The 22298-nt window shown below is 39.8% G+C and carries 14 protein-coding genes and 2 pseudogenes; 13 read left to right on the top strand and 3 right to left on the bottom strand.

All coding sequences use genetic code 11. The features are described 5' to 3' along the window. Positions 1 to 91: 91 nt before the first annotated feature. Positions 92 to 1615: a tetratricopeptide repeat protein gene (locus IM322_RS12580; RefSeq protein ID WP_287676967.1), complete on the bottom strand. Its 1524-nt coding sequence runs from the start codon at positions 1613 to 1615 to the stop codon at positions 92 to 94. Positions 1616 to 1859: 244 nt separating this feature from the next. Here IM322_RS12580 and IM322_RS12575 point away from each other — a divergent pair, with 244 nt between their 5' ends. Next, positions 1860 to 2915 (top strand): Fe(3+) ABC transporter substrate-binding protein, encoded by a 1056-nt coding sequence (locus IM322_RS12575; protein WP_287078999.1) that lies wholly within the window; start codon positions 1860 to 1862, stop codon positions 2913 to 2915. Between the two features lie 236 nt (positions 2916 to 3151). Here IM322_RS12575 and IM322_RS12570 read toward each other — a convergent pair whose 3' ends face one another. Continuing rightward, complete coding sequence (locus IM322_RS12570) at positions 3152 to 3766, bottom strand: DUF938 domain-containing protein (RefSeq protein WP_287676966.1); 615 nt, start codon at positions 3764 to 3766, stop codon at positions 3152 to 3154. 877 nt (positions 3767 to 4643) lie between these two features. On the opposite strand from IM322_RS12570, the gene topA reads away from it, so the two are divergent. Then, positions 4644 to 7280, top strand: a complete 2637-nt coding sequence (gene topA, locus IM322_RS12565; protein ID WP_287676965.1) for a type I DNA topoisomerase — start codon at positions 4644 to 4646, stop codon at positions 7278 to 7280. A 120-nt stretch (positions 7281 to 7400) separates the two neighbouring features. On the opposite strand, the gene IM322_RS12560 is transcribed toward topA, so the two are convergent. After that, positions 7401 to 8186, bottom strand: coding sequence for an SWIM zinc finger family protein (locus IM322_RS12560; protein WP_287676963.1), 786 nt, complete (start codon positions 8184 to 8186; stop codon positions 7401 to 7403). Between the two features lie 334 nt (positions 8187 to 8520). Between IM322_RS12560 and IM322_RS23710 the strand changes: the two are divergent. The 11 genes and pseudogenes from IM322_RS23710 to IM322_RS12510 form a co-directional block, all read left to right on the top strand. Continuing rightward, a pseudogene (locus IM322_RS23710) lies at positions 8521 to 8831 on the top strand (hypothetical protein); the annotation flags it as partial. Positions 8832 to 8896: 65 nt separating this feature from the next. Continuing rightward, positions 8897 to 13183, top strand: coding sequence for a non-ribosomal peptide synthetase (locus IM322_RS12555; protein WP_287676961.1), 4287 nt, complete (start codon positions 8897 to 8899; stop codon positions 13181 to 13183). Between the two features lie 361 nt (positions 13184 to 13544). Beyond that, positions 13545 to 18317: a non-ribosomal peptide synthetase gene (locus IM322_RS12550; RefSeq protein WP_287676959.1), complete on the top strand. Its 4773-nt coding sequence runs from the start codon at positions 13545 to 13547 to the stop codon at positions 18315 to 18317. Between the two features lie 39 nt (positions 18318 to 18356). After that, positions 18357 to 19400 carry a type 2 isopentenyl-diphosphate Delta-isomerase gene (gene fni, locus IM322_RS12545; protein WP_287676958.1) on the top strand — a complete coding sequence of 348 codons (1044 nt, stop codon included), beginning with the start codon at positions 18357 to 18359 and terminating at the stop codon, positions 19398 to 19400. Then, complete coding sequence (locus IM322_RS12540) at positions 19394 to 19723, top strand: hypothetical protein (RefSeq protein WP_287676956.1); 330 nt, start codon at positions 19394 to 19396, stop codon at positions 19721 to 19723. The genes fni and IM322_RS12540 overlap by 7 nt, the downstream gene beginning before the upstream one ends. 108 nt (positions 19724 to 19831) lie before the next feature. Then, complete coding sequence (locus IM322_RS12535) at positions 19832 to 20026, top strand: hypothetical protein (RefSeq protein ID WP_287713226.1); 195 nt, start codon at positions 19832 to 19834, stop codon at positions 20024 to 20026. 96 nt (positions 20027 to 20122) lie between these two features. After that, the gene (locus IM322_RS12530; protein WP_287676954.1) at positions 20123 to 20377 is read left to right on the top strand and encodes a cupin domain-containing protein; all 255 of its coding nucleotides are present in this window, start codon (positions 20123 to 20125) and stop codon (positions 20375 to 20377) included. Positions 20378 to 20453: 76 nt separating this feature from the next. Then, positions 20454 to 20762 (top strand): cupin domain-containing protein, encoded by a 309-nt coding sequence (locus IM322_RS12525; protein WP_287676952.1) that lies wholly within the window; start codon positions 20454 to 20456, stop codon positions 20760 to 20762. A 174-nt stretch (positions 20763 to 20936) separates the two neighbouring features. After that, complete coding sequence (locus tag IM322_RS12520) at positions 20937 to 21707, top strand: SDR family NAD(P)-dependent oxidoreductase (RefSeq protein WP_287676951.1); 771 nt, start codon at positions 20937 to 20939, stop codon at positions 21705 to 21707. Between the two features lie 32 nt (positions 21708 to 21739). Beyond that, positions 21740 to 21877, top strand: a pseudogene (locus IM322_RS12515) (SDR family oxidoreductase); the annotation flags it as partial. A 38-nt stretch (positions 21878 to 21915) separates the two neighbouring features. Further along, a complete protein-coding gene (locus IM322_RS12510; protein WP_287676950.1) occupies positions 21916 to 22179 on the top strand; it encodes a hypothetical protein in 264 nt (87 codons plus the stop codon). Positions 22180 to 22298 lie beyond the last annotated feature (119 nt).

Below are 22298 nucleotides of genomic sequence, written 5' to 3'. Positions count from 1 at the left end.
CGGATGCCATGCTCAACTGCTACACTATGTAACTTTTTACTTCCTCTCAGATTAACTTATATCAGCTCGTCCTGCTAGGCACGACATTCAGTCACCTCTGTCTGTTACATTTTATACAAAACGACGTGCGATTACCCTGGGCTATTTTATAAACTAATTTCCCATATTTTTTTTGTACTTCTAAATCATTTTTAGCCTGATATTGAAGATAAAAATTAGTTCTTAATCCAATACTTTTCCAAGCATCCTCTTGTTGATTAGTAGAGGTTAAATCAAGATTGGACAAGATATTATCTAACCGTTTCTCGTAGTTTGATCGATATAGCATAATATCTGCTTGAGTTGGGTAAACTATCGGCATTAACCGCATTAATTCTAACTTCAGAGATAGGTGATCGGGAAGATACTCTAAAGCTGATTTAGTTGCTTGAATTGCTACCTCGATCGGATAATTATTTTGTAGTAACCAAATTAGGCGCAAATGTAAATCAATATTTTTTGGATGATAGCTAATACCTTTTTTATACACTTCCAAAGCTTGTTTTTCTTCTTTGAGAATGAGATAGCAATGGGCGCAATTTAAATAAAAGTTGCTATCTTCTATTTTAATTGCTAATAATTTTTGATAATAGTTTAGTGCTAACTGATAGAGTTTTCTTTGATAAAAATAATCACCTGAGTAAATATCGGCAATTTGTTGGTCAGCTTGCAGGATTTCCCAAAGGGAGAGATTTTGACTAATTTCTCGTCTATCTCCTGCCAGTTGTTGGGCAGTTTTATAAGCATTTTTTGCTTCTGTCCAAGCTTGTTTAACTAAATAGACATTGCCTAAATTGATATAAAAAGGATAAAAATCCGCTTGGCTATTAATTCCCTGCTGATAGAATTTTTCGGCTGACTCTAGCTGCCCTAATCGATAAAATAAATTGCCCAGTTTATTATAAGCATCGACAAAATTAGCATTGAGATCGATCGCTTTCTGATAAGCTGATAAAGCTATATCTAAACGTGATTGTTTTTCTAGCACCCTAGCCATGGTATAATGATATAAGGCTTGATTTTCCTCTAATTCTATGGCTCGTGCTAAACAGTTAAAAGATTCTGTTAGTCGGTTAATTATATAGTATAAGTATCCTAAATCGTGCCAGATGTAAGCTAATTGTTCACGCCAAGATAAAATTCTTAAGTAAAAGTCCTCAGCTAAAGTATATTCTTGCCGATTAATTGCCTCTTGCACCTCTTGAAGACAGGAGTTTATCACCGTCAGGGCATAATTTTCTATTTCTTCATCCCCTTCTATTTCTTCTAATTCTAGCCACTGGAGATAGATTAATTTAGCTTTGGCAAACTGCCAGCAATCGAGATTTCTAATTATCTCTTTTTTGAGGAGCATAATTAAATCTTGACTAGACTCTGATTGTAATAGCCAAAATAACCAAATTTCTTGCGCTGTTGCTTGCTGCCCTAGCAGCAGATAAGCTAATCCCAGATAGGGATAATAATCAGTCACTTGCGGATGAACCGCGAGTGCTTGTTGACAAAATAACAATAATTGATTATAGTCTCCCGATGCTAACATTAACTCGATCGCTTGTTGGTTATCACTGTTGATCATTATCTTTGACTCTCGTTGCTCTAATTCCACAATACCCTCGATCGAGCTTCGGGTAACATCTTGGACTTATTGAACTTAACTAGCGATAGATTTAGGGATTTATTGGCTCTATTAAGGCAGAAAATCCTTATTATACCCTGATTTTCCACTATCTACCGCCCTAGACGGACAAATAATTTCTCGTGCAGATAAGAATTATTCTCAATAGCTGTATAATGGGAAAAGACAAGCCAAGAATCTAGCAATGAACGATAAAATAACTCGTAGAGTCTTTCTAGGTGCAGGAACAGCCACCTTAGCGGTAGCAGTGGGTCAATTAGGGAAAATAAACGAAGTTTCCGCCCAAACTAAACAATTAAACCTCTATTCCTCCCGTCACTACAACACCGACCGACGATTGTATGACAACTTCACCCGACAAACGGGAATAAAAATTAACCTCGTGGAAGGGGAAGCAGACCCATTAATCGAACGGATTAAAAGCGAAGGCAGCAATAGTCCTGCCGATATACTCCTGACGGTAGATGCGGGGAGACTATGGCGCGCCGACCAACAGGGAATTTTTGCCCCCGTCAATTCCCGCATTCTCACCCAAAGAATTCCTGCTAATTTGCGTCACCCCAAAGGTCACTGGTTTGGGTTTAGTAAACGCTTGCGGGTAATTATGTACAACAAAGACAGAGTTAACCCCAGAGAAATCGATTCCTATGCAGATTTAACCAATCCCAAATGGAGAGGAAAAGTCGTCACCCGGTCATCCAGTAACATCTATAGTCAATCTTTTACCGCTTGGTTAATCGACATCCAAGGGGAAACGGCCGCAGAAAAATGGTGTCGGGGATTAGTGGCTAATTTTGCCCGTCCACCCCAGGGTAATGATAAGGCACAAATCGAAGCTGTAGCCGCAGGAATTGCCGATTTAGCCCTAGCTAACACCTATTACTTAGCGGGGTATGCCGAAGAAAAAGACCCCGCTAAACGGGCAATTTATGACCAAGTAGGCGTAATTTTCCCCGACCAAGCAGGCCGCGGCACTCACGTTAATATTAGCGGTGGTGGTTTAATTAAAACCGCTCCCAATCGGGAATCGGCAATTAAATTTTTAGAGTATCTTTCTAGCAATGAAGCACAGAACTTTTTTGCTAAGGGTAATCGAGAATATCCCGTCGTTCCAGGGGTTGCTTTAGACCCTTTCCTGGCAAAACTCGGACGCGGTAAAGAAGATACCGTTAGCGTGGCTAATTATGGTCCTAATTTAGCCAAAGCAGTACAGGTAATGAATCGCGCCGGTTGGAAATAAGTTATCAGTTATCAGTTATCAGTTATCAGTGGGAATTATGAATTAGGAAGTTAGAAGCAGGGAGCAAAAAGCTCATGGCTGATAGCTAAAAGCTGATTTAAGATATGAATCTTCTTGTGTGTGGTTTTTAAAACCCAGAACCAAAATAACTTTTGGATACGATGCACACTTGGCATTCATACCTCGATTCAGCAACGCCACTGATGACTGATTACTATTCACTGATGATTGCTATGTTAAGGCAATTGAAATAAAACCGAGAGATTATTAGCTGGCATAGGAATTACTTCTAACAATTGTAAACCTCGATCGCTCGCTTCTTGCACCACATCTTCTAAATTCCTAACTCCCCAAGCAGAGTTTTGAGAACGGAGAGAAAAATCAAAGCTTTCGTTACTAGGAGAAGTATGTTTTCCCTGTCGTTTATAGGGACCATAAAGATAGAGAATTCCCCCCGAACTGAGAATGCGACTCGCTCCCGTCATTAAAGCTAAACAAGCGGACCAAGGAGCGATATGAATCATATTAATATTAACAATGGCATTAATAACGATATTTTCCGTCTCTACAGCCCAAACTGACTGATGAACATCGATAAATAGGGGGCGATCGAGATTAGAACTAGGACAATAATCACACCAACTGCGAATACTATCTAGAGCCAGAGGGTGACAATCCGAGGGAATCCAACGACAAGGAGCAAGACGAGGAGCAAAAAAAACAGCGTGTTCACCCGTGCCGCTAGATATTTCTAAGATATTCCCAGTCTTCGGTAAAAATTGGCTGAGAACTTCTAAAATCGGCTGACGATTGCGTTCTGTTGCCGGAGCGTATTGACGTAAATCAGACATAATTAGGGTTTGCGGCAAAAAGTTTTTCCTGGGGGTAGGGTGTAGGGTGTAGGGTGTAGGGTTTTACCCATTTTCATGCAACAGGCAAAAGGGGGAATAAATAATCAGTTTTTAATAACAGGATTTAGTATGACTACGGCGTTTCTCCTAAAGATGAAGCGTAACCTAGATCAGTGATCAGTGTCAGCTTTTTTCTCCCTTCTCCCCTCTCCCTGCTCCCCAACTCCCACTCTGCAATAACTACTGGCAGCCAGAAATACGTTTAGTCCATATCATACTTTGTGCTTTTTGTCAAAAAAACTTTTTCTTTGCAATAAAACTACACAAAAAAAAGATCATCGTTGCCAGTAAAATTGACTAATTTACCCGTCTTAATTAGGATCACCTTCTAGGTGTGGCAAGGGTTTCAACCATTGCTGCCTAAAAAAGCACAGAATAGCCCACTATGAAATTCTATCAAATCGCTGTTACCACTGTAACATCGTTGTTAAATAAAAATCTTTCTCAATTAATTTTTAAGAATTTATAAATATTGCGGAATGTTAATTTAAATATTCTCAAGTGTTTGGAGTCAATAGATAACTTTTGCTTATCTTTAGCGAACATTGGGTTAGGAGTCAGTATTCTCCGAGTCAGCTTTTTTCTCCCTTCTCCCTTCTCCCTTCTCCCTTCTCACCTCTCCCTGCTCCAGAAAAATATTAAGTTTTGTTAAGAAGTTAGTGACAAAAGACCAGCTTTAATCTCTATTATCGTAGTAAGTGGCTTTTGACCCGAATCAAGCCGGTCAAGATAAATAGTAACTTTTGCCCATCATCAAACAACGATTGTCAGTCTAACTAAAACAGTCGCTGTGGCGATGCCCTCGTGATCAATTCCTATGTCAACCCTGGTTATTGTCGAATCCCCCACCAAAGCTCGGACGATCAGTAATTATCTGCCTAGCGGCTATCGAGTCCAAGCCTCCATGGGCCACATCCGCGATCTGCCCGCCTCCGCCGAAGAAATTCCCCCCGCCCACAAAGACAAATCCTGGGCCAATTTAGGCGTGGATGTGGAGAACGATTTCGATCCCCTCTACGTCGTCCCCAAAACTAAAAGTAAAGTCGTCAAAGAATTAAAAGAAGCCCTCAAAGGAGCCAGCGAATTGATCCTCGCCACCGACGAAGATCGGGAAGGCGAAAGCATCAGTTGGCATCTCTTGCAGGTACTCAACCCGAAAGTTCCCACCAAAAGGATGGTATTTCACGAAATCACCAAAGAGGCAATCCAAGCCGCCCTAAAAAATTGTCGCTCCATCGACGAAAATTTAGTTCACGCCCAAGAAACCCGCCGCATACTCGATCGCCTCTACGGTTATACCCTCTCCCCCCTACTCTGGAAAAAAATCTCCAAAGGGTTATCCGCCGGCCGGGTGCAATCGGTAGCCGTGCGTCTGCTAGTGCAACGGGAACGGGAAAGACGAGCCTTTAAAACCGCCAATTATTGGGACTTAAAAGCCACCCTCGAAAAGGACAAAAATCAATTCGACTCGAAATTAGTGACCTTAAACGGTCAAAAAGTGGCAAATGGGAGCGATTTCGATGCCGACACCGGCAGACTGCTACCCGGTCGCCAAGTCACCCTCTTAGATCAAGCAACTGCCACCGCCTTAAAAGAACGCATCGAGGGCAAAGTCTGGCGAGTTAGCAACACAGAAGAAAAACCCACCCTTCGCAAACCTTCCCCCCCCTTCACCACCTCCACCCTACAGCAGGAAGCTAACCGGAAACTGGGCATATCAGCCCGGGACACCATGCGAATCGCCCAAAATCTCTACGAACAGGGCTACATCACCTATATGCGAACCGATTCGGTACATCTTTCCGATCAGGCCATCACCGCCGCTCGCAATTGTGTAGAACAAATGTATGGTAAAAATTATCTCAGTCCCCAACCCCGGCAGTACACCACCAAAAGCAAAGGCGCACAGGAGGCCCACGAAGCCATCCGGCCCGCCGGTAGCAGCTTTCGCCTGCCCCGGGAAACTGGCCTGAGCGGACTAGAATTCGCCCTCTACGACCTAATCTGGAAACGTACCGTCGCCTCACAGATGGCCGATGCCCGTATTACCCAGATCGCCGTTAATATTCAGGTAGAAAATGCCGGATTTCGCTCCTCCGGTAAAAGAATCGACTTCCCCGGCTTTTTCCGCGCCTATGTGGAAGGTTCCGACGATCCCGAAGCCGCCATCGACGACCAAGAAATAATCTTACCCGCCCTCAGCGTCGGTGATACCCCCAATTGTCGGAAACTAGAAGCCATTAGCCACGATACCCAACCCCCCGCCCGTTATAGCGAAGCCTCACTCGTAAAAACCCTCGAAAGTGAAGGAATCGGGCGACCCAGCACCTACGCCACCATTCTCGGCACAATTATCGATCGCGGTTATGCCCAAATGCGGAATAAAACCCTCATTCCCACCTTCACCGCTTTTGCCGTGGTTAGTTTGTTAGAAAATCATTTCCCCGACCTGGTAGATCCCAAATTTACCTCGAAAATGGAGGAAACCCTCGACGATATCGCCACCGGTTCCGCTCAATGGTTGCCCTATCTCGATCGCTTCTATCGCGGCGAAAAAGGGCTAGAAAGCCAAGTTAAAGAGCGCGAGAGTCAAATTAACTCTAGCACCGCCAAATCGGTGATTTTAGAGGATTTACAGGCAACTATCAAGATCGGCAAATACGGTCCCTATCTGGAAGTCTCCCGAGGCGATGAAATCCTCACCGCTTCTATCCCCGCCGATTTAACCCCCGCCGACCTCAACCCCGAACAGGTAGAAACCCTGCTGCGACAGAAAACCGAGGGTCCCGATAAATTAGGTCTTCATCCCGATACCGGAGAGCCGATTTATCTGCTGGTGGGTAGTTACGGACCCTACGTCCAGTTAGGAGATGTCAGCGATGACAACCCCAAACCGAAACGCGCCTCCCTACCCAAAGGAGTCAAACCAGAGGATGTCACCCTCCCACAAGCGGTGGGTTTATTGGCACTGCCGCGACTACTGGGAACCCATCCCCTCACCGGAGGCAAAATTAAAGCCAGTTTGGGTCGTTTTGGCCCCTATGTGGTTCAGGAACAGGGCAAGGAAAAAGAATATCGTTCCCTGAAAGCCGGGGATGATATCTTAACTATAACCCTCGATCGAGCTTTGGCTTTATTAGCTGAACCGAAAAAAACTCGCGGCGCTCGTGGTTCTACCAAACCAGCTTTAAAAGAATTGGGTAAACATCCCGACGATGGGGAATTGGTGGGATTGTACGAAGGTCCCTACGGAGTTTATATCAAGCACGGTAAAACTAACGCCAAGATGCCGGAGGGAGAAACGGCTGAAACCCTGACTCTAGAGCAAGCTTTAGCGGCACTAGCGGCCAAGACAACCACTGCCAAGAAAACCACTACCAAGAAAACTACTTCTAGCACCACTAAAAAAACTACTTCCCCAGGCAGTAAAACCAGCAAAAGTAAGACGGTTTAGCGATTAGTGGTGGGGCGATTTTCTCCATGGTTAATTCCTCACCTGATGCGAGGACAAATCTGGCTGGCTTTTTTGTCTTTTGCACCACTTTGAGCGGGCTGCTCAAATACCCCAAATTCCCTACTGTAAAGCAATCGCCATCGCTTCTTGGGGAATTTGCCGGTAAATTGGTTTTAAAAATTGTTCTATGGCATCCGATTCGGGGGCAGCGAGGGGAAAATTGCCTAAAATGTCGAGAATGGTTTGATTTTCATTCCCCGGCGTGATGACAACGAGGGAGGGGTCTAGTTCTTCATCGTACTGCCAAAAGCGATCGATAGGGCTGTCAGGGGCAGTTTTTTCAACTACTGTGGGGGGTTCACTGACTGCTAAAGGTTGATTATCCGAGGAATAGGAGCGTTTTTCCCGTAAAGCTTCCAGAATTTGGCTTTTGGTTCGGCCGCGCAGTTGCAAAAGCAGGAAGGGATCGACAATAAAACGATCACCCAATTGATAGTATACTGCTCCTATATGTTTGCAGGGGTTGGCTTGATCGGGACAGGTGCAACGAGAGCGAATATCAGCCAAGGAAAAGGGAAATAAATTCACTCCACTATCGATAAAAACACGCTCGATATTATCGGGCATTTGTCCCGTGAGCAATTGAGCGGAATAAATGGCCTTTTTGGAGAGAAGCTTAATAATATAGTCCCATTCTTCATCACTAAAAGCGACTAGGGATAAATCCACTAGATAAGGTTCGGATTCACTGCCTTGTACTCTAGCAATAACTTGCGAGTCTTCAAAGTCAATACTTAAAACATTGCCCTCTCTGGCGTAAAGTCTAGCTCGTTCCAAGCGTTTTTTAAAGCGATAGGAATCGAGTAGTTCTAGCCATTTTTGTACCCACCAAGCTTGTTCTGTCATTTTTTATTTACCCTACAGCTTATCAGCTTCGTTACCAACAAAAACGCCAATTCAAAAAGGAAACACATCAGCCTTAAGAGTTGACAGAGAAAGGCTCATCAGGTATATTCTGATCTTTAACAACAACAAATCAGACCCAAAAACGAAGCCCTCAACATCTTAACATAGAATAAAGAAACTTGCTCTACCAACTTGGCAAAGAGGTAAATTTATCTCAACAGCAAATAGCCGTCTTGCCCGGATGTGATCAAAGCAAGACCAGAGCGAGAATTAATACTAAATCCTGTTTAGAAAGTATCGGAGAGCAGGCAGCGGGAACGGAGTTAAGAGTTGAGAGTTGAGTGAGAAACTAGGAGTATATTTTTATGAGTGCGACTCCTTATCATTCTTGGGAGAGGGGATTAAACGAGCCGACTAATGGACTAAGCTAAGACGGATTTAAATCCCTTATTCTTAGATTAGCCGAATCTCCCCCCTCGGAAGTCGGAAAGTTGGGGGGAGTATTGCCTCTTGCATAAGTCCCTCATCTCAACAAGCAATTTAAATTACGAAAAGCTTAACAATCGTCCTCGAAAATCTCTTGACTATCCTAGCCCGAATGAGATATGCTCTGATAGCTCAGACAGTGATGCAATTCAGACTTGAATTGGCGTATTATAGATGTCGAATTGGCTACGCCTAAAAGTATTTATTGAAGAAGCTTTCACAAGATGTACACAGAACCGAGGATTTTAGGCATGGGGACAGAACACAAAAATCCAAAATTAAATTGTCAGAAATTAGCAGAAGTATTTTTATCAAATCCATTAATTGAAGATTGCTATTTTATGATACGGGAGGGTGAATTAGTCGCCTATATCGTTTGCTCTGGAGCTTTGAATTATGAACAATTGTCCTCCGATTTAGAGTCTCAGTTACCGGATAATCTTCTACCTAATATCTATGTGCAAATTTCCAGTTTACCCTTAACCGATAGAGGTGATGTCGATGAAGTTGCCTTAAAAAATATCGAAATTATCGACGATAACCAAGTTCAGGAAACAGAAGAAAAACTAAGCTCTTTGCCAGATATCGAGCAAGTTGCCGCCGTCATGACTTCTAAAAAAATCAAAATTTTACCCCTACATCTATCCGAATTATTGCCCTTAAAAATAGAGAAAAAAAATGATAATCAAAAATCTGAAACCTCGATTCATTTGGGGATTCACACTTCTAACACTCAAGCTGGAATCAGTCACGGACAGCTTTTAGAAGAATCTGAACTTCAGCCGAAAACCTTGGCAGAAATCCTCCAAAAAGCTGCTGAAAATTATTCAAATAAAGGGATTATTTATATTCAATCTAATGGATCAGAAGTTTTTCAATCCTATCAACAATTATGGGAAGACGCTCAACAAATACAAGCAGGATTACAAAAGCAGGGTTTACAAGCTCAAGATAAAGTGATTCTTCAGCTATCGGAAAACTATGATATCATTTCCGCATTTTGGGGGTGTATTTTAGGGGGATTTATTCCGGTTATTATTTCAGTGCCACCCAGCTATAAAGATTTTAATAATGAAATTCATAAAATATGTCAAGTTTGGCAGTTGTTAGATGACCCTATTATTATCACAAATCAATCCTGTCAGCAAGAGATAAAACATTTAGAGCAATGGTTGCCTAATCAAACCTTAAGCTTGAGTTTTATTGAAGAATTAAAAACTTATTTTCCCCATCAACCTCCTATTAGTCAACTGGATGATATCGCGTTCTTTAATCTAACATCAGGCAGTACAGGAATACCGAAATGTATTGCATTAACCCATAAAAATGTGATCTCTCGTGCGCGAGGAACAAACATCATTTGTGAACATCAAAACGACGATGTTATTCTTAATTGGCTTCCTTTTGATCATATTGGCAGTATTTCAGACTGGAATATTCGCTGTGTCGAGTTAGGATGCCAAATGGTTTATGTTCAAACTGAATATATATTAGGTCGTCCTTTGAATTGGTTAGATTTAATTAATCAATATCGAATTACCCATAGTTGGGCTCCTAATTTTGCCTATAATTTGATCAATGAAGCTTTAAAAAAAGAACCCGATCAAAATTGGAATTTAGATTGTGTCAAATTCTTTTTGGCAGCGGGTGAAGCTGTTTCTGGTCAAGCAGTTGGAGAATTTATTAATACCCTTCATCTTCAATATAATCTGAAAAAAACGGCGATGCGTCCTGCTTTCGGGATGGCAGAAATGGGGTCAGGAATTACCTATTATCAACCTACAGAACAACAGCCATTACTCTTTCATACGGTTGATAAATCCTCCTTGAATTCTTCCTTAAAACGAGTTCATCCTGAACACCCCAATGGTGCAACTTTTACGGATTTAGGATTACCCATTCCGGGGATATCCATTAGAATTGTTAATACTGATAATTCCCTATTACCAGAAGAAACCATTGGTCATTTACAAGTTAAAGGAGAACCGGTTTCACCGGGGTATTATAAAAACCCAGAAGCGAATCAAGACGCTTTCTTAAAAGATGGCTGGTTTAAGACAGGAGATTTAGCATTTATTAGTAACGGTCATTTAGTTATTACTGGAAGAAGTAAAGAAACCATTATTATTAATGGAGTGAATTATTATAGCCATGAAATTGAAACTGTGGTTGAAACCATTGACGAAGTAGAAGCTTCTTATACTGCTGCTTGTGGGGTTCATGATCCTAGTAATAGTACCGATCAATTAGCGTTATTTTTCAGTGCAGAAACCTTTGACCACCAGCATCTAGCAGAACTTCTGAAAAAGATTAGACGAAAAGTAATTAACACTTTTGGCGTTAATCCTGAATATTTAATCCCCTTAAATAAAACTGAAATTCCTAAAACTTCCATTGGTAAAATTCAGCGATCGCGATTAACAAAACGGTTTGCGAACGGAGAATTTAATTCTATTTTAAAAGAAATAGATATTTTGTTAGAAAATGCTAATACCCTTCCTGATTGGTTTTATCGGAAAGCTTGGAAACCTCGCTCTCCAGTGAACTTAAAACCCGAACTTTCCAAGTATTGTAGTTTAATTTTTCTGGATTCCTTGGGTTTAGGAGCATCTTTAGCAGAAAAAATTCAAGGGCAAAACTTACCCTGTATCACGGTTTTAGCAGCAGAAGAATTTTCTCAAATTAGTCAAAATTGCTATACCCTCAGACCAGGGACAGCCAACCATTATCAACAGTTAATGGCATCTTTATCCGAGCGAAAAATTATCCTTGTCAATATTATTCATCTGGGAACATATCAAGACTATCAAGGAGAAATTTCAACAATTGAACAGTTAGAAAAAGCACAAGAAAAAGGAACATATGATTTATTATTCCTAGTTGAATCTCTGGCTAAAATTTATGATTTTAAATCAAAAATTCAATTGCTATTTGTTTCTAGTTATAGTCAATTTGTCATAGAAAACGATGAAACTGCCTATGAAAAATCTCCAGTTTTAGGACTGATCAAAACCCTAGCTAAAGAACTTCCTTGGTTAAATACTCGTCATGTTGATTTACCCCTAGATAACCCTGAAATTAATGTCAGTTATCTGCTGCAAGAACTATCTGTTTTATCCAAGGAAAGAGAAATTGCCTATCGCAACGGTAAACGTTTAATTGCAGGTTTAGAAAAAGTCAATTTACTGCAACACAACCAACAGAAATTACCCTTTAAATCAGGGGGTATTTATCTGATTACCGGAGGACTAGGAGGGATTGGCAGACAAATTGCTCAGTATTTGCTCAAAAATTATCAAGCTCGTTTACTGTTAATTGGAAAAACACCTTTACCAGACAAACACCTCTGGAGTGAGTACCTCAAAGTCGAAGATCAATTATCCTTAAAAATCAAAAATCTCCAAGCTTTAGAAACCCTTGGTGGACAAGTAATTTATCAAGCGGTAGATGTGGCTAATTTCACTGAAGTTAAACAGGCTGTAGAACAGGTGAAAAAACAATGGCAAGGAGAACTAGATGGGGTGATTCATCTGGCTGGAATTTACAAAGATTGTTTACTTCTGGAGGAAACTCAAGAAGGTTTAGCGACAATTATTCGCCCTAAAGTAATAGGAACTTGGGTTTTACATCAACTCCTCAAAGAATCTCAGGGAATTTTTATTAGTTTTTCCTCCTTAGCTAGTTTTTTTGGAGGAGCGGCTTTGGGTTCCTATGCGGCGGCTAATAGTTTCCTAGAATCTTTAAATAGCTATCAAAAATCTAAGAATTTGTTCCCCAGTTATTGTTATAGTTGGACAACTTGGCAAGAAACTGGGATTAGCCAGGGTTATCAGATGCAATATATAACCCGTTCTCAAGGGTATTATGATATGACGGTGCAGCAAGGTTTAGACTCATTTCTAACGAGTTTATATCACAATCAAGGACAATTACTGATTGGTTTAGATGGGAGTAATAGCAAGATTAACCGTTTTACCTCTTTGTCTGAAGGATGCCAAAAGTTAACCGCTTATTACACCCGTAAACCTACAGTTCAATCGGTCAATCTACCTAATTATGTGAGTCTAAAAGATAGATTTGGAACGTCCTATCAATGTCCCCTGGTTCAGCGACAATCTCTACCTATCAAGGACAATGGAGACATTGATAAGCGACAATTAATCAAGGAACTCCAAGGCAAAGAAAATAGCGAATTGATAGCACCCAGAACGGAAACGGAACGTCAAGTTGCTAACATTTGGCAAAAGGTGTTAAATCTATCTCAAATTGGAATTCATGACAATTTCTTTGAACTAGGAGGACATTCTTTGCTGGCGAGTCAAGTAATCTCTCGTTTACGGGATGTTTTCTCGGTAGAATTGTCGTTGCACAGGTTGTTAGAATACCCAACCGTTGCCAGTTTAGCTCAAACGATTGAGGTGCTTAATGTAGCCAAAAATACCAAAAGTGCATCCAAAAGTGGTACAGTCATGACAACAGCCTCAGAAAATTATGAAGAAGGAGAATTATGAAAATAGCTTAACTAAAATTTAAGCTTTTCAGAACCCTTTTGGGAAAAAATGTAAAAAATTGTATCCATCACTAAAATTTATCATCCAGAATATGATATAAATAGCTTCGGTTTAAAATAGTCTTTTTATGGAGTATGTAAGCGGTTGCTCCCATGGCAACTGATTTTAACAATAACCACCGACTCCCCGCCATTGATAATTTTTGTTTGGTCTATAGTGTTTATTCTTTGAGGATACTTAAATTTATGAGAACCGTTGATTATATCTCTAACAGTAGCCCAAGCTAGAGCTACTGAACTCAGCCAAACATCACCCCCATTCCAGAAATACCAGAACATTAATTAGGAAAAGGATACTATTAATGAAAGTCGCAGAATTTTTATCTTACTTAAATAGTTTAGAAATCAAGCTTTGGCTGGAGGAAGAAAAGTTAAAATATCAAGCTCCCCAGGGAGCGATGACACCGGAAATCAAGCAAGAAATCGGCACTAGAAAACCAGAAATTCTTGCCTTTTTAAGAAGTGCAATAACTCCGTCTAAGACGTTTGAATCTGTTATATCTCCCGTTGCTAGAAGTGAAGATTTACCCCTATCTTTTGCTCAACAGAGAATGTGGTTTATCTATCAGATGGATCAGCAAAATTCTGCTTATAATGAAGCTCTAACCATCCGTTTAACGGGACGCTTAAATATTGATATTTTAGAGCAAACGATTAATGCTATTATTCAACGCCATGAGAGCTTACGGACAACCTTTCCAATGGTTGAAGGAAACCCTATTCAAAAAATTGCTCCATCTCTAAAGATTAAATTATTAGTTATTAATTTAAAAGATATTTCCCAAGATCAAATTGATAAACAGATTATTGAAGAACTACAAAAACCCTTTGATTTAACTCAAGCTCCCCTATTACGATGTACTCTGTTTGATCTGGGATATGAAAATTATATTTTAGTCAACGTCTTCCATCATATTATTATCGATGGTTGGTCAAAAGGTATTTTATTTAAAGAATTATCTAAATTTTATCAAGCATTTTTATCCAATTCAACCGTAGATTTACCCGAATTAACCATACAATATGCGGATTTTGCGGTATGGCAAAGACAATGGTTACAAGGTGAAATCTTAGAAAATCAGTTAAATTATTGGAAAAAACAATTAACGGCTGCTCCTCCTTTATTAGAACTTCCAACCGATAAACCCCGTCCAGCTAATCCCAATTTTCGAGGTCATAGTATCTCGTTTCAAATTGACTCAGAACTCACCGAAAAACTGAAACTTTTGAGCCAAAAGTCGGGGGGAACCTTATTTATGACCTTACTGGCTGCTTTAAACACTTTACTCTTTCGTTATAGTGGTCAAGATGATATTTTAATTGGGACACCCACCGCCAACCGAAACCGACAAGAAATTGAACCTTTGATTGGTTTTTTTGTCAATACTTTAGTTCTGCGGAATTCCCTAGAAGGAAATCCGACTTTTTCAGGATTATTACAGCAAGCTCGCAATGTTGTTTTAGAAGCGTATGCTAATCAAGATGTCCCCTTTGAGCAAGTGGTTGATGGGTTAGAAATCGAACGAAGTTTAAGTTATAATCCCTTATTTCAGGTCATGTTTGCGCTGCAAAATGCCCCCCTCAATGCTTTAGAATTACCTGATTTAAAGGCTCAATATCTAGCTGTCGAAAACCAGAGAATTAAATTTGATCTCAGCTTAATTTTAGAAGAAATCGAAACCGAAAAAGGAGCTTATTTAGAAGGTTTTTGGGAATATGATAGCGACCTATTTACCCCTGAAAGAATTACCCGCATGGTAGGTCATTTCCAAACTTTATTAAAGGGGATTGTAGCCAATCCTCAGCAAACCGTCGGGGAATTACCGTTACTGACTGAATCGGAAAAACAGCAATTATTAGTAGAATGGAATCAAACTCAAACGTCTTATCCTGATCATTACTGTATTCATCAGTTATTTGAAGAACAGGTTGTTAAAACCCCTCATGCTATAGCGCTCATCGATGGAGAAAAATCTTTGACCTATGAACAGTTAAATCAAAAAGCCAATCAACTCGCTTATTATTTGCAAAACTTAGGCGTTAAAACTGAGGACTTAGTAGGAATCTGTATCGAGCGTTCTGCTTTGATGATCATCGGACTTTTAGGCATTCTTAAAGCGGGGGCAGCTTATGTTCCTTTAGATCCGAACTATCCATCAGAACGTCTAGCTTATATGTTAGAAGATTCTGCCGTATCGGTGTTATTAACTCAGGAAAACTTAGTTCACACTTTACCCAACTATTTAGGAACAATATTTTGTTTAGATCAGGATGGGAAAATTCTTGATCATCATCCGCAAGATAATCCCCTTCATCCGATGACATCTGAGAATTTAGCTTATGTCATTTATACCTCTGGTTCTACCGGAAAACCAAAGGGAGTTTTAATTCAACATCAAAGTTTATTAAACCTAGTTTCTTGGCATCAAAACGCTTTTAATATTACAACAATTGATCGAGTCACTCAATTAGCTGGAATTGCCTTTGATGCTTCAGTTTGGGAAATTTGGACTTATTTAACAGCTGGGGCGTGTTTGGCGATTGTTCCCCCAGATTTGCTAACATCACCGAAACAACTGCAAGAGTGGTTAATTGCCCAAAAAATTACCGTTTCTTTCTTACCCACTCCTCTTGCAGAAACCCTAATTCCCCTAGATTGGTCTACCAATTGTCCATTAAGATTAATGTTAACCGGAGGAGATAAACTCAATGATTTTCCCCCGACCTCCATTCCCTTTACATTAGTTAACAATTATGGGCCAACTGAAAATACTGTTGTTACAACATCGGTTAAAATAAGACCGGATTTATTAACCGAAAAAGCACCGCCTATTGGTCGTCCGATTAGCAATACTCAGGTCTATATTTTAGATCAATATCAACAACCTGTACCGATTGGACTTCCAGGAGAATTATACATTGGTGGTTCAGGATTAGCTAAAGGCTATCTCAACCGCCCAGAGTTAACCGATTCTAAATTTATTGCTAATCCTTTTAGTCAAAAACTCAGTGATCGCCTTTACAAAACCGGTGATTTAGTTCGTTATGGAAACGACGGACAAATTGAATTTATTGGACGTATTGATCATCAAGTTAAGATTAGAGGTTTTAGAATTGAATTAGGGGAAATTGAAACCGTTCTCAATCAACATACCCAAGTTAAAGAAGCGATTATTATTGCCAGAGAAGATCAACCCGGTGTTAAGCGTTTATGTGCTTATGTGATTGCCTCTCAAAACTTAACTGTTTCTCAATTGCGTCTATTTTTGCAAGAAAAGTTACCTCAATATATGGTTCCTGCTTTCTTCGTTTTGTTAGACGCTTTTCCCCTAACCGCTAATGGTAAAAATGATCGTCGCGCTCTCCCACAACCTGCACTAGAATTAGAGGATGAAGCTGCCATCAATTTCAGTCCATGTACAGAAACAGAACGCATTCTCTCTGAAATTTGGCAAAGGGTTTTAGGACTTAAAACTATTAGTATTAACGATAACTTTTTTGAATTGGGAGGAGATTCTATCCTAGCCATTCAAATCATTGCTCAAGCGAATCAAGCGGGATTACAAATTACTCTTAAACAACTATTTTGCTATCAGACAATCGCTCAATTAGCCACCGTAGCGGAGCGAGTTTCGGTTAATCAAACCACACAAGATTTAGTCATCGGTTGCGTCCCGTTAACTCCGATTCAAAAATGGTTTTTTGAACAAAACTTGCCCGAACGTCATCACTTTAATCAATCTATCTTGTTAGAGGTTCCCAATAATCTACAACCGGATTTATTAAAAAAAACTATTTCTAAATTACTCTATCACCATGATGCCCTGCGGTTACGGTTTGTGCAACAAGGGGAACAATGGCAACAAAATCACAGCGATGATTGCAATAATTTTGCTTTTGAAAAGGTGGATTTATTCCATCTATCTTGCCATGAACAATTGACCCAGATGGCAGAAATTTCTGAGGTTCAACAACGGGTACTGAATTTAGAGGAAGGACCCTTAATGGCGGTGGTTTTCTTCGCCTTGGGTGAGAGTGGAAAAATGTTAATTGTGATTCATCATCTAGCAGTAGATGGAATTTCTTGGCGGATTATACTCGAAGATTTCGTCACTATTTACCAGCAATTAGAAACCCAAAAGCCTCGGCAACTTCCTCCTAAAACCAGTTCTTTTAAAACTTGGGCTGAGGAACTGCAAAACTATGCTAAAACACCAGAATTTCACGCTCAATTCAAGTATTGGCTAAACCGTGATTTTTCATCCGTTTCTCCTCTTCCTGTAGATGCTCAGGGGGATGCCCAATCTAACATTGTTGCCCATGCAAAAACGGTTTGTTTCACCTTAACCGAAGAACAAACCCGCTTACTATTACAGGAGGTTCCGCAAGCTTATAACACCCAAATTAATGATATTTTATTAACCGCTTTAGTCCAAGCTTTTAGCCATTGGACAGGAAGTTATAAGCTTTTGCTTGACATGGAAGGTCATGGAAGAGAGAATGTAATTGAATCCGTGAATTTATCTCGAACTGTGGGCTGGTTTACCAGTATTTTTTCCGTCTTTTTGACCTTAGAAAATCTCGACCATCCGGGGGAATGTCTCAAGTCCATTAAAGAGCAATTACGACAAATTACGAATCGAGGATTTGATTATGGAATTGGATATTATCTCAACTCAGATTTAACGATTCAATCCCAGTTAAAAAATTATCCAAAAGCTCAAGTTAGCTTTAATTATTTAGGTCAATTTACAAGTCATCAAATCGGTGATATGGGGTGGAAATTATCTCAAGAATCCAGTGGTTCCATTCATAGTCCTTTGGGACAACGTTCCCATTTAATTGCGATTCTTGGAATTGTGGTTGATGGGCAACTTGACATGGAATGGCAATATAGTGAAAATTTTCATCATCAAACAACGATCAAAAATTTAGTTGCTGCTTATCGAGATTCTTTAGAAAGCCTGATTAACCATTGTTTATCAGCAGAAGGAGGTTATACGCCATCGGATTTTCCCGATGCGGATCTTAATCAGGCAGAATTAGATGAACTGCTTTCAGAACTCGATTTTTAAACTCAATTTAATGTTTAACCCTCCTGCTTGATAACAACTATGTCATCGCCTAATCTTCCCAGTGAAATTGAAAATCGTAAAAGCGAACATCTGCGAGTTTGTATCGAAGAAGATGTAGAATTTCAACAACTTACAAGCGGTTTAGAAAAATATCGTTTTACCCATTGTTGTCTTCCTGAACTTGACCGTAGCGATATTGAACTGGGGACAAACTTTTTGGGGAAATCTCTAAAAGCTCCAATTCTAATATCTTCCATGACTGGAGGAACAGAATTAGCCCATTTAGTCAACACCCGATTGGCAACGGTCGCTCAACGCTATGGTTTAGCAATGGGAGTCGGTTCTCAACGCATTGCACTCGAACAACCGGAATTAGCACCGACCTTTGCAGTCCGTTCTCTGGCGCCAGATATTCTCCTGTTAGCAAATTTAGGGGCTGTACAGTTAAATTACGGCTGCGGTTTAGAAGAATGTTTAAAACTGGTGGAATTATTAGAAGCTGATGCCTTAATTCTCCATCTCAATCCTTTACAAGAATGGGTGCAATCGGGAGGCGATTCTAATTTTAAAGGGTTACTCGCTAAAATCGAGCAAATTTGCGCTCAATTGCCCGTTCCCGTCATCGCCAAGGAAGTCGGAAATGGCATCTCTGCGCCGATGGCCAAAAAATTAATTGAAGCCGGAGTTGCCGCGATTGATGTGGCGGGAGCCGGAGGCACGTCCTGGGCCAAAGTCGAAAGTCAAAGAGCCAAAGACAACAGACAAAGGCACCTCGGACAAGTTTTTGCCGATTGGGGTTTACCCACGGCTGAATGTATTACCGCCATTCGGTCCGTGAATTCAACCATTCCTTTAATTGCTTCTGGAGGCTTAAAAAATGGCTTAGATATTGCCAAAGCCATGGCTTTAGGAGCAGATTTAGCAGGGTTGGCTCGACCGTTTCTCGTAGCAGCGATTGAATCAGAAGCCGCCGTTGATGAGTTGGTGAAATTTTTAATTGCTGAAATTGAAATTGTTTTGTTTTGCACCGGAAATCCTAATTTATCCGCCCTTAAAAATTCAGGAGCCTTAAAACCATGTTAAAGTTTTCAATGGAATTGTGTTATCCCCAGCCTGATGTCAAAACTTTAAGCGTTGGCACTTTGGGTCCAAAAGAAACCAGTAGTGAACAAACCTTAAATTATCTAATTTCTCAATGGAAATTACAACAGATTTCGGTGAATAGTCATTTATTTGATAGCTTTACAGAGTTAAAGGAATCTTTACTCCAAGATCAGATAGATTTGGCGTTAGTCCCCCCTGCCTATGAAAGAATTAATGATTTCTATATGGAACCGAGTTTTAAACTAGGTTTTATCTTCACCTATCCCACACCCGTTTACGGATTAGCCAAGCGAAAAAATTAAGAAATAACTTTAGAAAATTGCACCCTGGTCACTCATCCCGCTCCTCTTCCTTTACTTCCTTATTTATTACCGTGTGACCTAAATCAAAACAAGATTAAAATCACATTGGTGAATTCTACCAGTGTTGCCGCTATTCACGTTAAACAGGGGTTGGCAGATTTAGCGATTACCAATGAAAATGCCCTCCGAGAACATGATTTAGAATTTGTTTCACAATATGGTAAAATTGAGATGAGTTGGTCTTTATTCTACAAAAAGGAAAACACCATGATTCAAGGTATTTATTTACCTGTGCATACCTAAAAAAGCTACCTATCCGCTCAGAATAGTTGCCTTCATCACATAAAAATAATTGAGATTTAACCTCTCAATTTCATTTTGAACCTGTACCCTAAAATCATGTCTGAATTTTTCCCAATTCCAAAGTATATTAAACTCAATCCTCATGTAGAATTAGAGGTTTTTCAATGCCAAGATACCATTTTTCAGTTATACGTTATAGCTCCCAATGCTAAACTTGAATCCCACCACCATCCTGAAAGTCAAATTGGCATGGTATTCTCAGGAAAACTGGAACTGTATATTAAAGATGTGAGGCTCTTCTGGTTTCTGTGTGGAAACGAGGTCTATACCGATAGAATATCCGCAAAATAGTCCTAAAAGTTTTGCCCAATAAGCACTTCAGGGTTCCATAAGCAAAAATTATCACACAAAGTCGAGAAGAGCCGATGTGATTAAACCCTTAAGACCTTTGCAAGATGTTTATATAGCTGATGGCAATATTCCTCATGGTGCTTTTAATCCTTTATCAGAACCGATGATTGGATTTGATCTTAAACGGATTACCTCTTCTTTACCTTCCCAAGACGTTGTATTAACCCTATCAAACAACCAAGATCAAATCACTCATTTACCTTGTCAATCGGTTAAGGGTTCTTGGTTTGAAATTGTCATGACGACAATTCCTTCCGGTTACTCCATTCCCCCACATCAAGGTGAGCAAGAAGAAATCGGATTTATTTTGAATGGAAAATTATAAATCTCCATAGAAAATGAAGAACAGTGTTTAGAATATGGTCAAATTTATTATACTACTTCAAGGGTTTTGAAAAAGGGATATAATTCATCGAATCAAGATATTAATTTGATTAAAATTTTAATTTAGTTCGTTTTAAAATTTTAAGTTTAACCTCAAAATGCTAGGGCAAAGTTTATGAATTTAGGATTAAAAGATAAAGTGGCTTTGATTACGGGAAGTAGTGCGGGAATTGGGTTTACCATTGCTGAAAAATTAGCAGAAGAAGGCTGTCACTTAATTATTTGCGGTCGCAATTACCAACGCTTAGAACAAGCTTATCAATCTCTGGCTCAAGCTTATCCTGCCCAAGAAATTCTGCGTTTAGTGGCGGATGTTCATCAAGCTCAAGATTCTGAACAATTAATACAGGACTCTTTAAATCAATATGGCAAAATTGACATTTTAGTTAATAATTCTGAAGGAGCTAACTTTGCTGACAATTTAATTGAAAACCTTTCCGATGACGATTGTTTAAACGTTTTTCAGGGAAAATTAATGGGTTATATTCGCTTAACCAATTTAGTGTTACCGATTATGAAAAAACAACATTGGGGAAGAATCGTTAATATCATTGGGACATCGGGGAAAGAGCCATCTCCTCGTTTAGTTAAATCGGGTGTTGTCAATGCAGCTTTAATGAATTTTACCAAATCAGTAGCTAGACAAACCGCCCCCTATAATGTTTTAATTAATAGTATTAACCCCGGCGTTATTGACACCCCTAGACATCGAGACTATTTAGAAATGTATGCCGCCAAAGAAGGAACAACCCCAGAGTTAATTCGAGAAGGAATTCTAAAAACAAGGCTCTTCTGGTTTCTGTGTGGAAACGGGGTCTATACTGATAGTTTCTTCAGCAAAATAGTCCTAAAAGTCTTTCCCAGTAAACATTTCACGATTCTATAAGCAAAAATTATCACACAAAGTCGAGAAGAGCCAAAACAATTCCCATGAATCGGATTGGTACGACTGAAGAATTTGCTAATCTCGTTGTATTTTTAGCTTCAGAATGCGCGAGTTATATCACGGGAATTACTATTCCCCTCGATGGGGGTTTATCCTCGTCAGCATTTTAAATTTATCCATCAAGTAAAAATCAACAACCACAAGTGTCATGAATAGCCAATCTAAATCTCAAATGTTAGACAAATTTGTTCCCTATTATCCGACTAAAGATACTCGTAACTTTCCCATTTTTTCCGATATTATTAATAATTTTAATATTTGGAGGCTGCAACGCAAATTTAAACAGGAGCTTCAACAACCTTCGGTGATCCTAGTTGATCAAATGGGTAAAGTTGGTTCTGCTAATCTTTATCTTACTATTAAAAGAACTTTTCCAGAAAAAGCGGTGTATCATGCGCCAATTCAAAAATGAAACGCATCAACCTCAAGAGTTGACAGAAAAAGGCTCATCAGGTACTGTCTGATCATTAACAACAACAAATCAGACCCAAAAATGAGCCGCCCACATCTTAACATAGAACAAAGAAACTT

It is taken from the genome of Microcystis sp. M109S1, assembly GCF_020247025.1.
Lineage (GTDB): Bacteria > Cyanobacteriota > Cyanobacteriia > Cyanobacteriales > Microcystaceae > Microcystis.
Note: the sequence above shows the minus strand (reverse complement) of the source record. Positions and strands in the feature narration are given on the sequence as shown.

Excerpts from the sequence above, each read along its gene's own strand:
- IM322_RS12580 (WP_287676967.1), bottom strand. The coding sequence starts at position 1,615 with ATGATCAACAGTGATAACCAACAAGCGATCGAGTTAATGTTAGCATCG.
- IM322_RS12575 (WP_287078999.1), top strand. The coding sequence starts at position 1,860 with ATGAACGATAAAATAACTCGTAGAGTCTTTCTAGGTGCAGGAACAGCC.
- IM322_RS12570 (WP_287676966.1), bottom strand. The coding sequence starts at position 3,766 with ATGTCTGATTTACGTCAATACGCTCCGGCAACAGAACGCAATCGTCAG.
- topA (WP_287676965.1), top strand. The coding sequence starts at position 4,644 with ATGTCAACCCTGGTTATTGTCGAATCCCCCACCAAAGCTCGGACGATC.
- IM322_RS12560 (WP_287676963.1), bottom strand. The coding sequence starts at position 8,186 with ATGACAGAACAAGCTTGGTGGGTACAAAAATGGCTAGAACTACTCGAT.
- IM322_RS12555 (WP_287676961.1), top strand. The coding sequence starts at position 8,897 with ATGTACACAGAACCGAGGATTTTAGGCATGGGGACAGAACACAAAAAT.
- IM322_RS12550 (WP_287676959.1), top strand. The coding sequence starts at position 13,545 with ATGAAAGTCGCAGAATTTTTATCTTACTTAAATAGTTTAGAAATCAAG.
- fni (WP_287676958.1), top strand. The coding sequence starts at position 18,357 with ATGTCATCGCCTAATCTTCCCAGTGAAATTGAAAATCGTAAAAGCGAA.
- IM322_RS12540 (WP_287676956.1), top strand. The coding sequence starts at position 19,394 with ATGTTAAAGTTTTCAATGGAATTGTGTTATCCCCAGCCTGATGTCAAA.
- IM322_RS12530 (WP_287676954.1), top strand. The coding sequence starts at position 20,123 with ATGTCTGAATTTTTCCCAATTCCAAAGTATATTAAACTCAATCCTCAT.
- IM322_RS12520 (WP_287676951.1), top strand. The coding sequence starts at position 20,937 with ATGAATTTAGGATTAAAAGATAAAGTGGCTTTGATTACGGGAAGTAGT.
- IM322_RS12510 (WP_287676950.1), top strand. The coding sequence starts at position 21,916 with ATGAATAGCCAATCTAAATCTCAAATGTTAGACAAATTTGTTCCCTAT.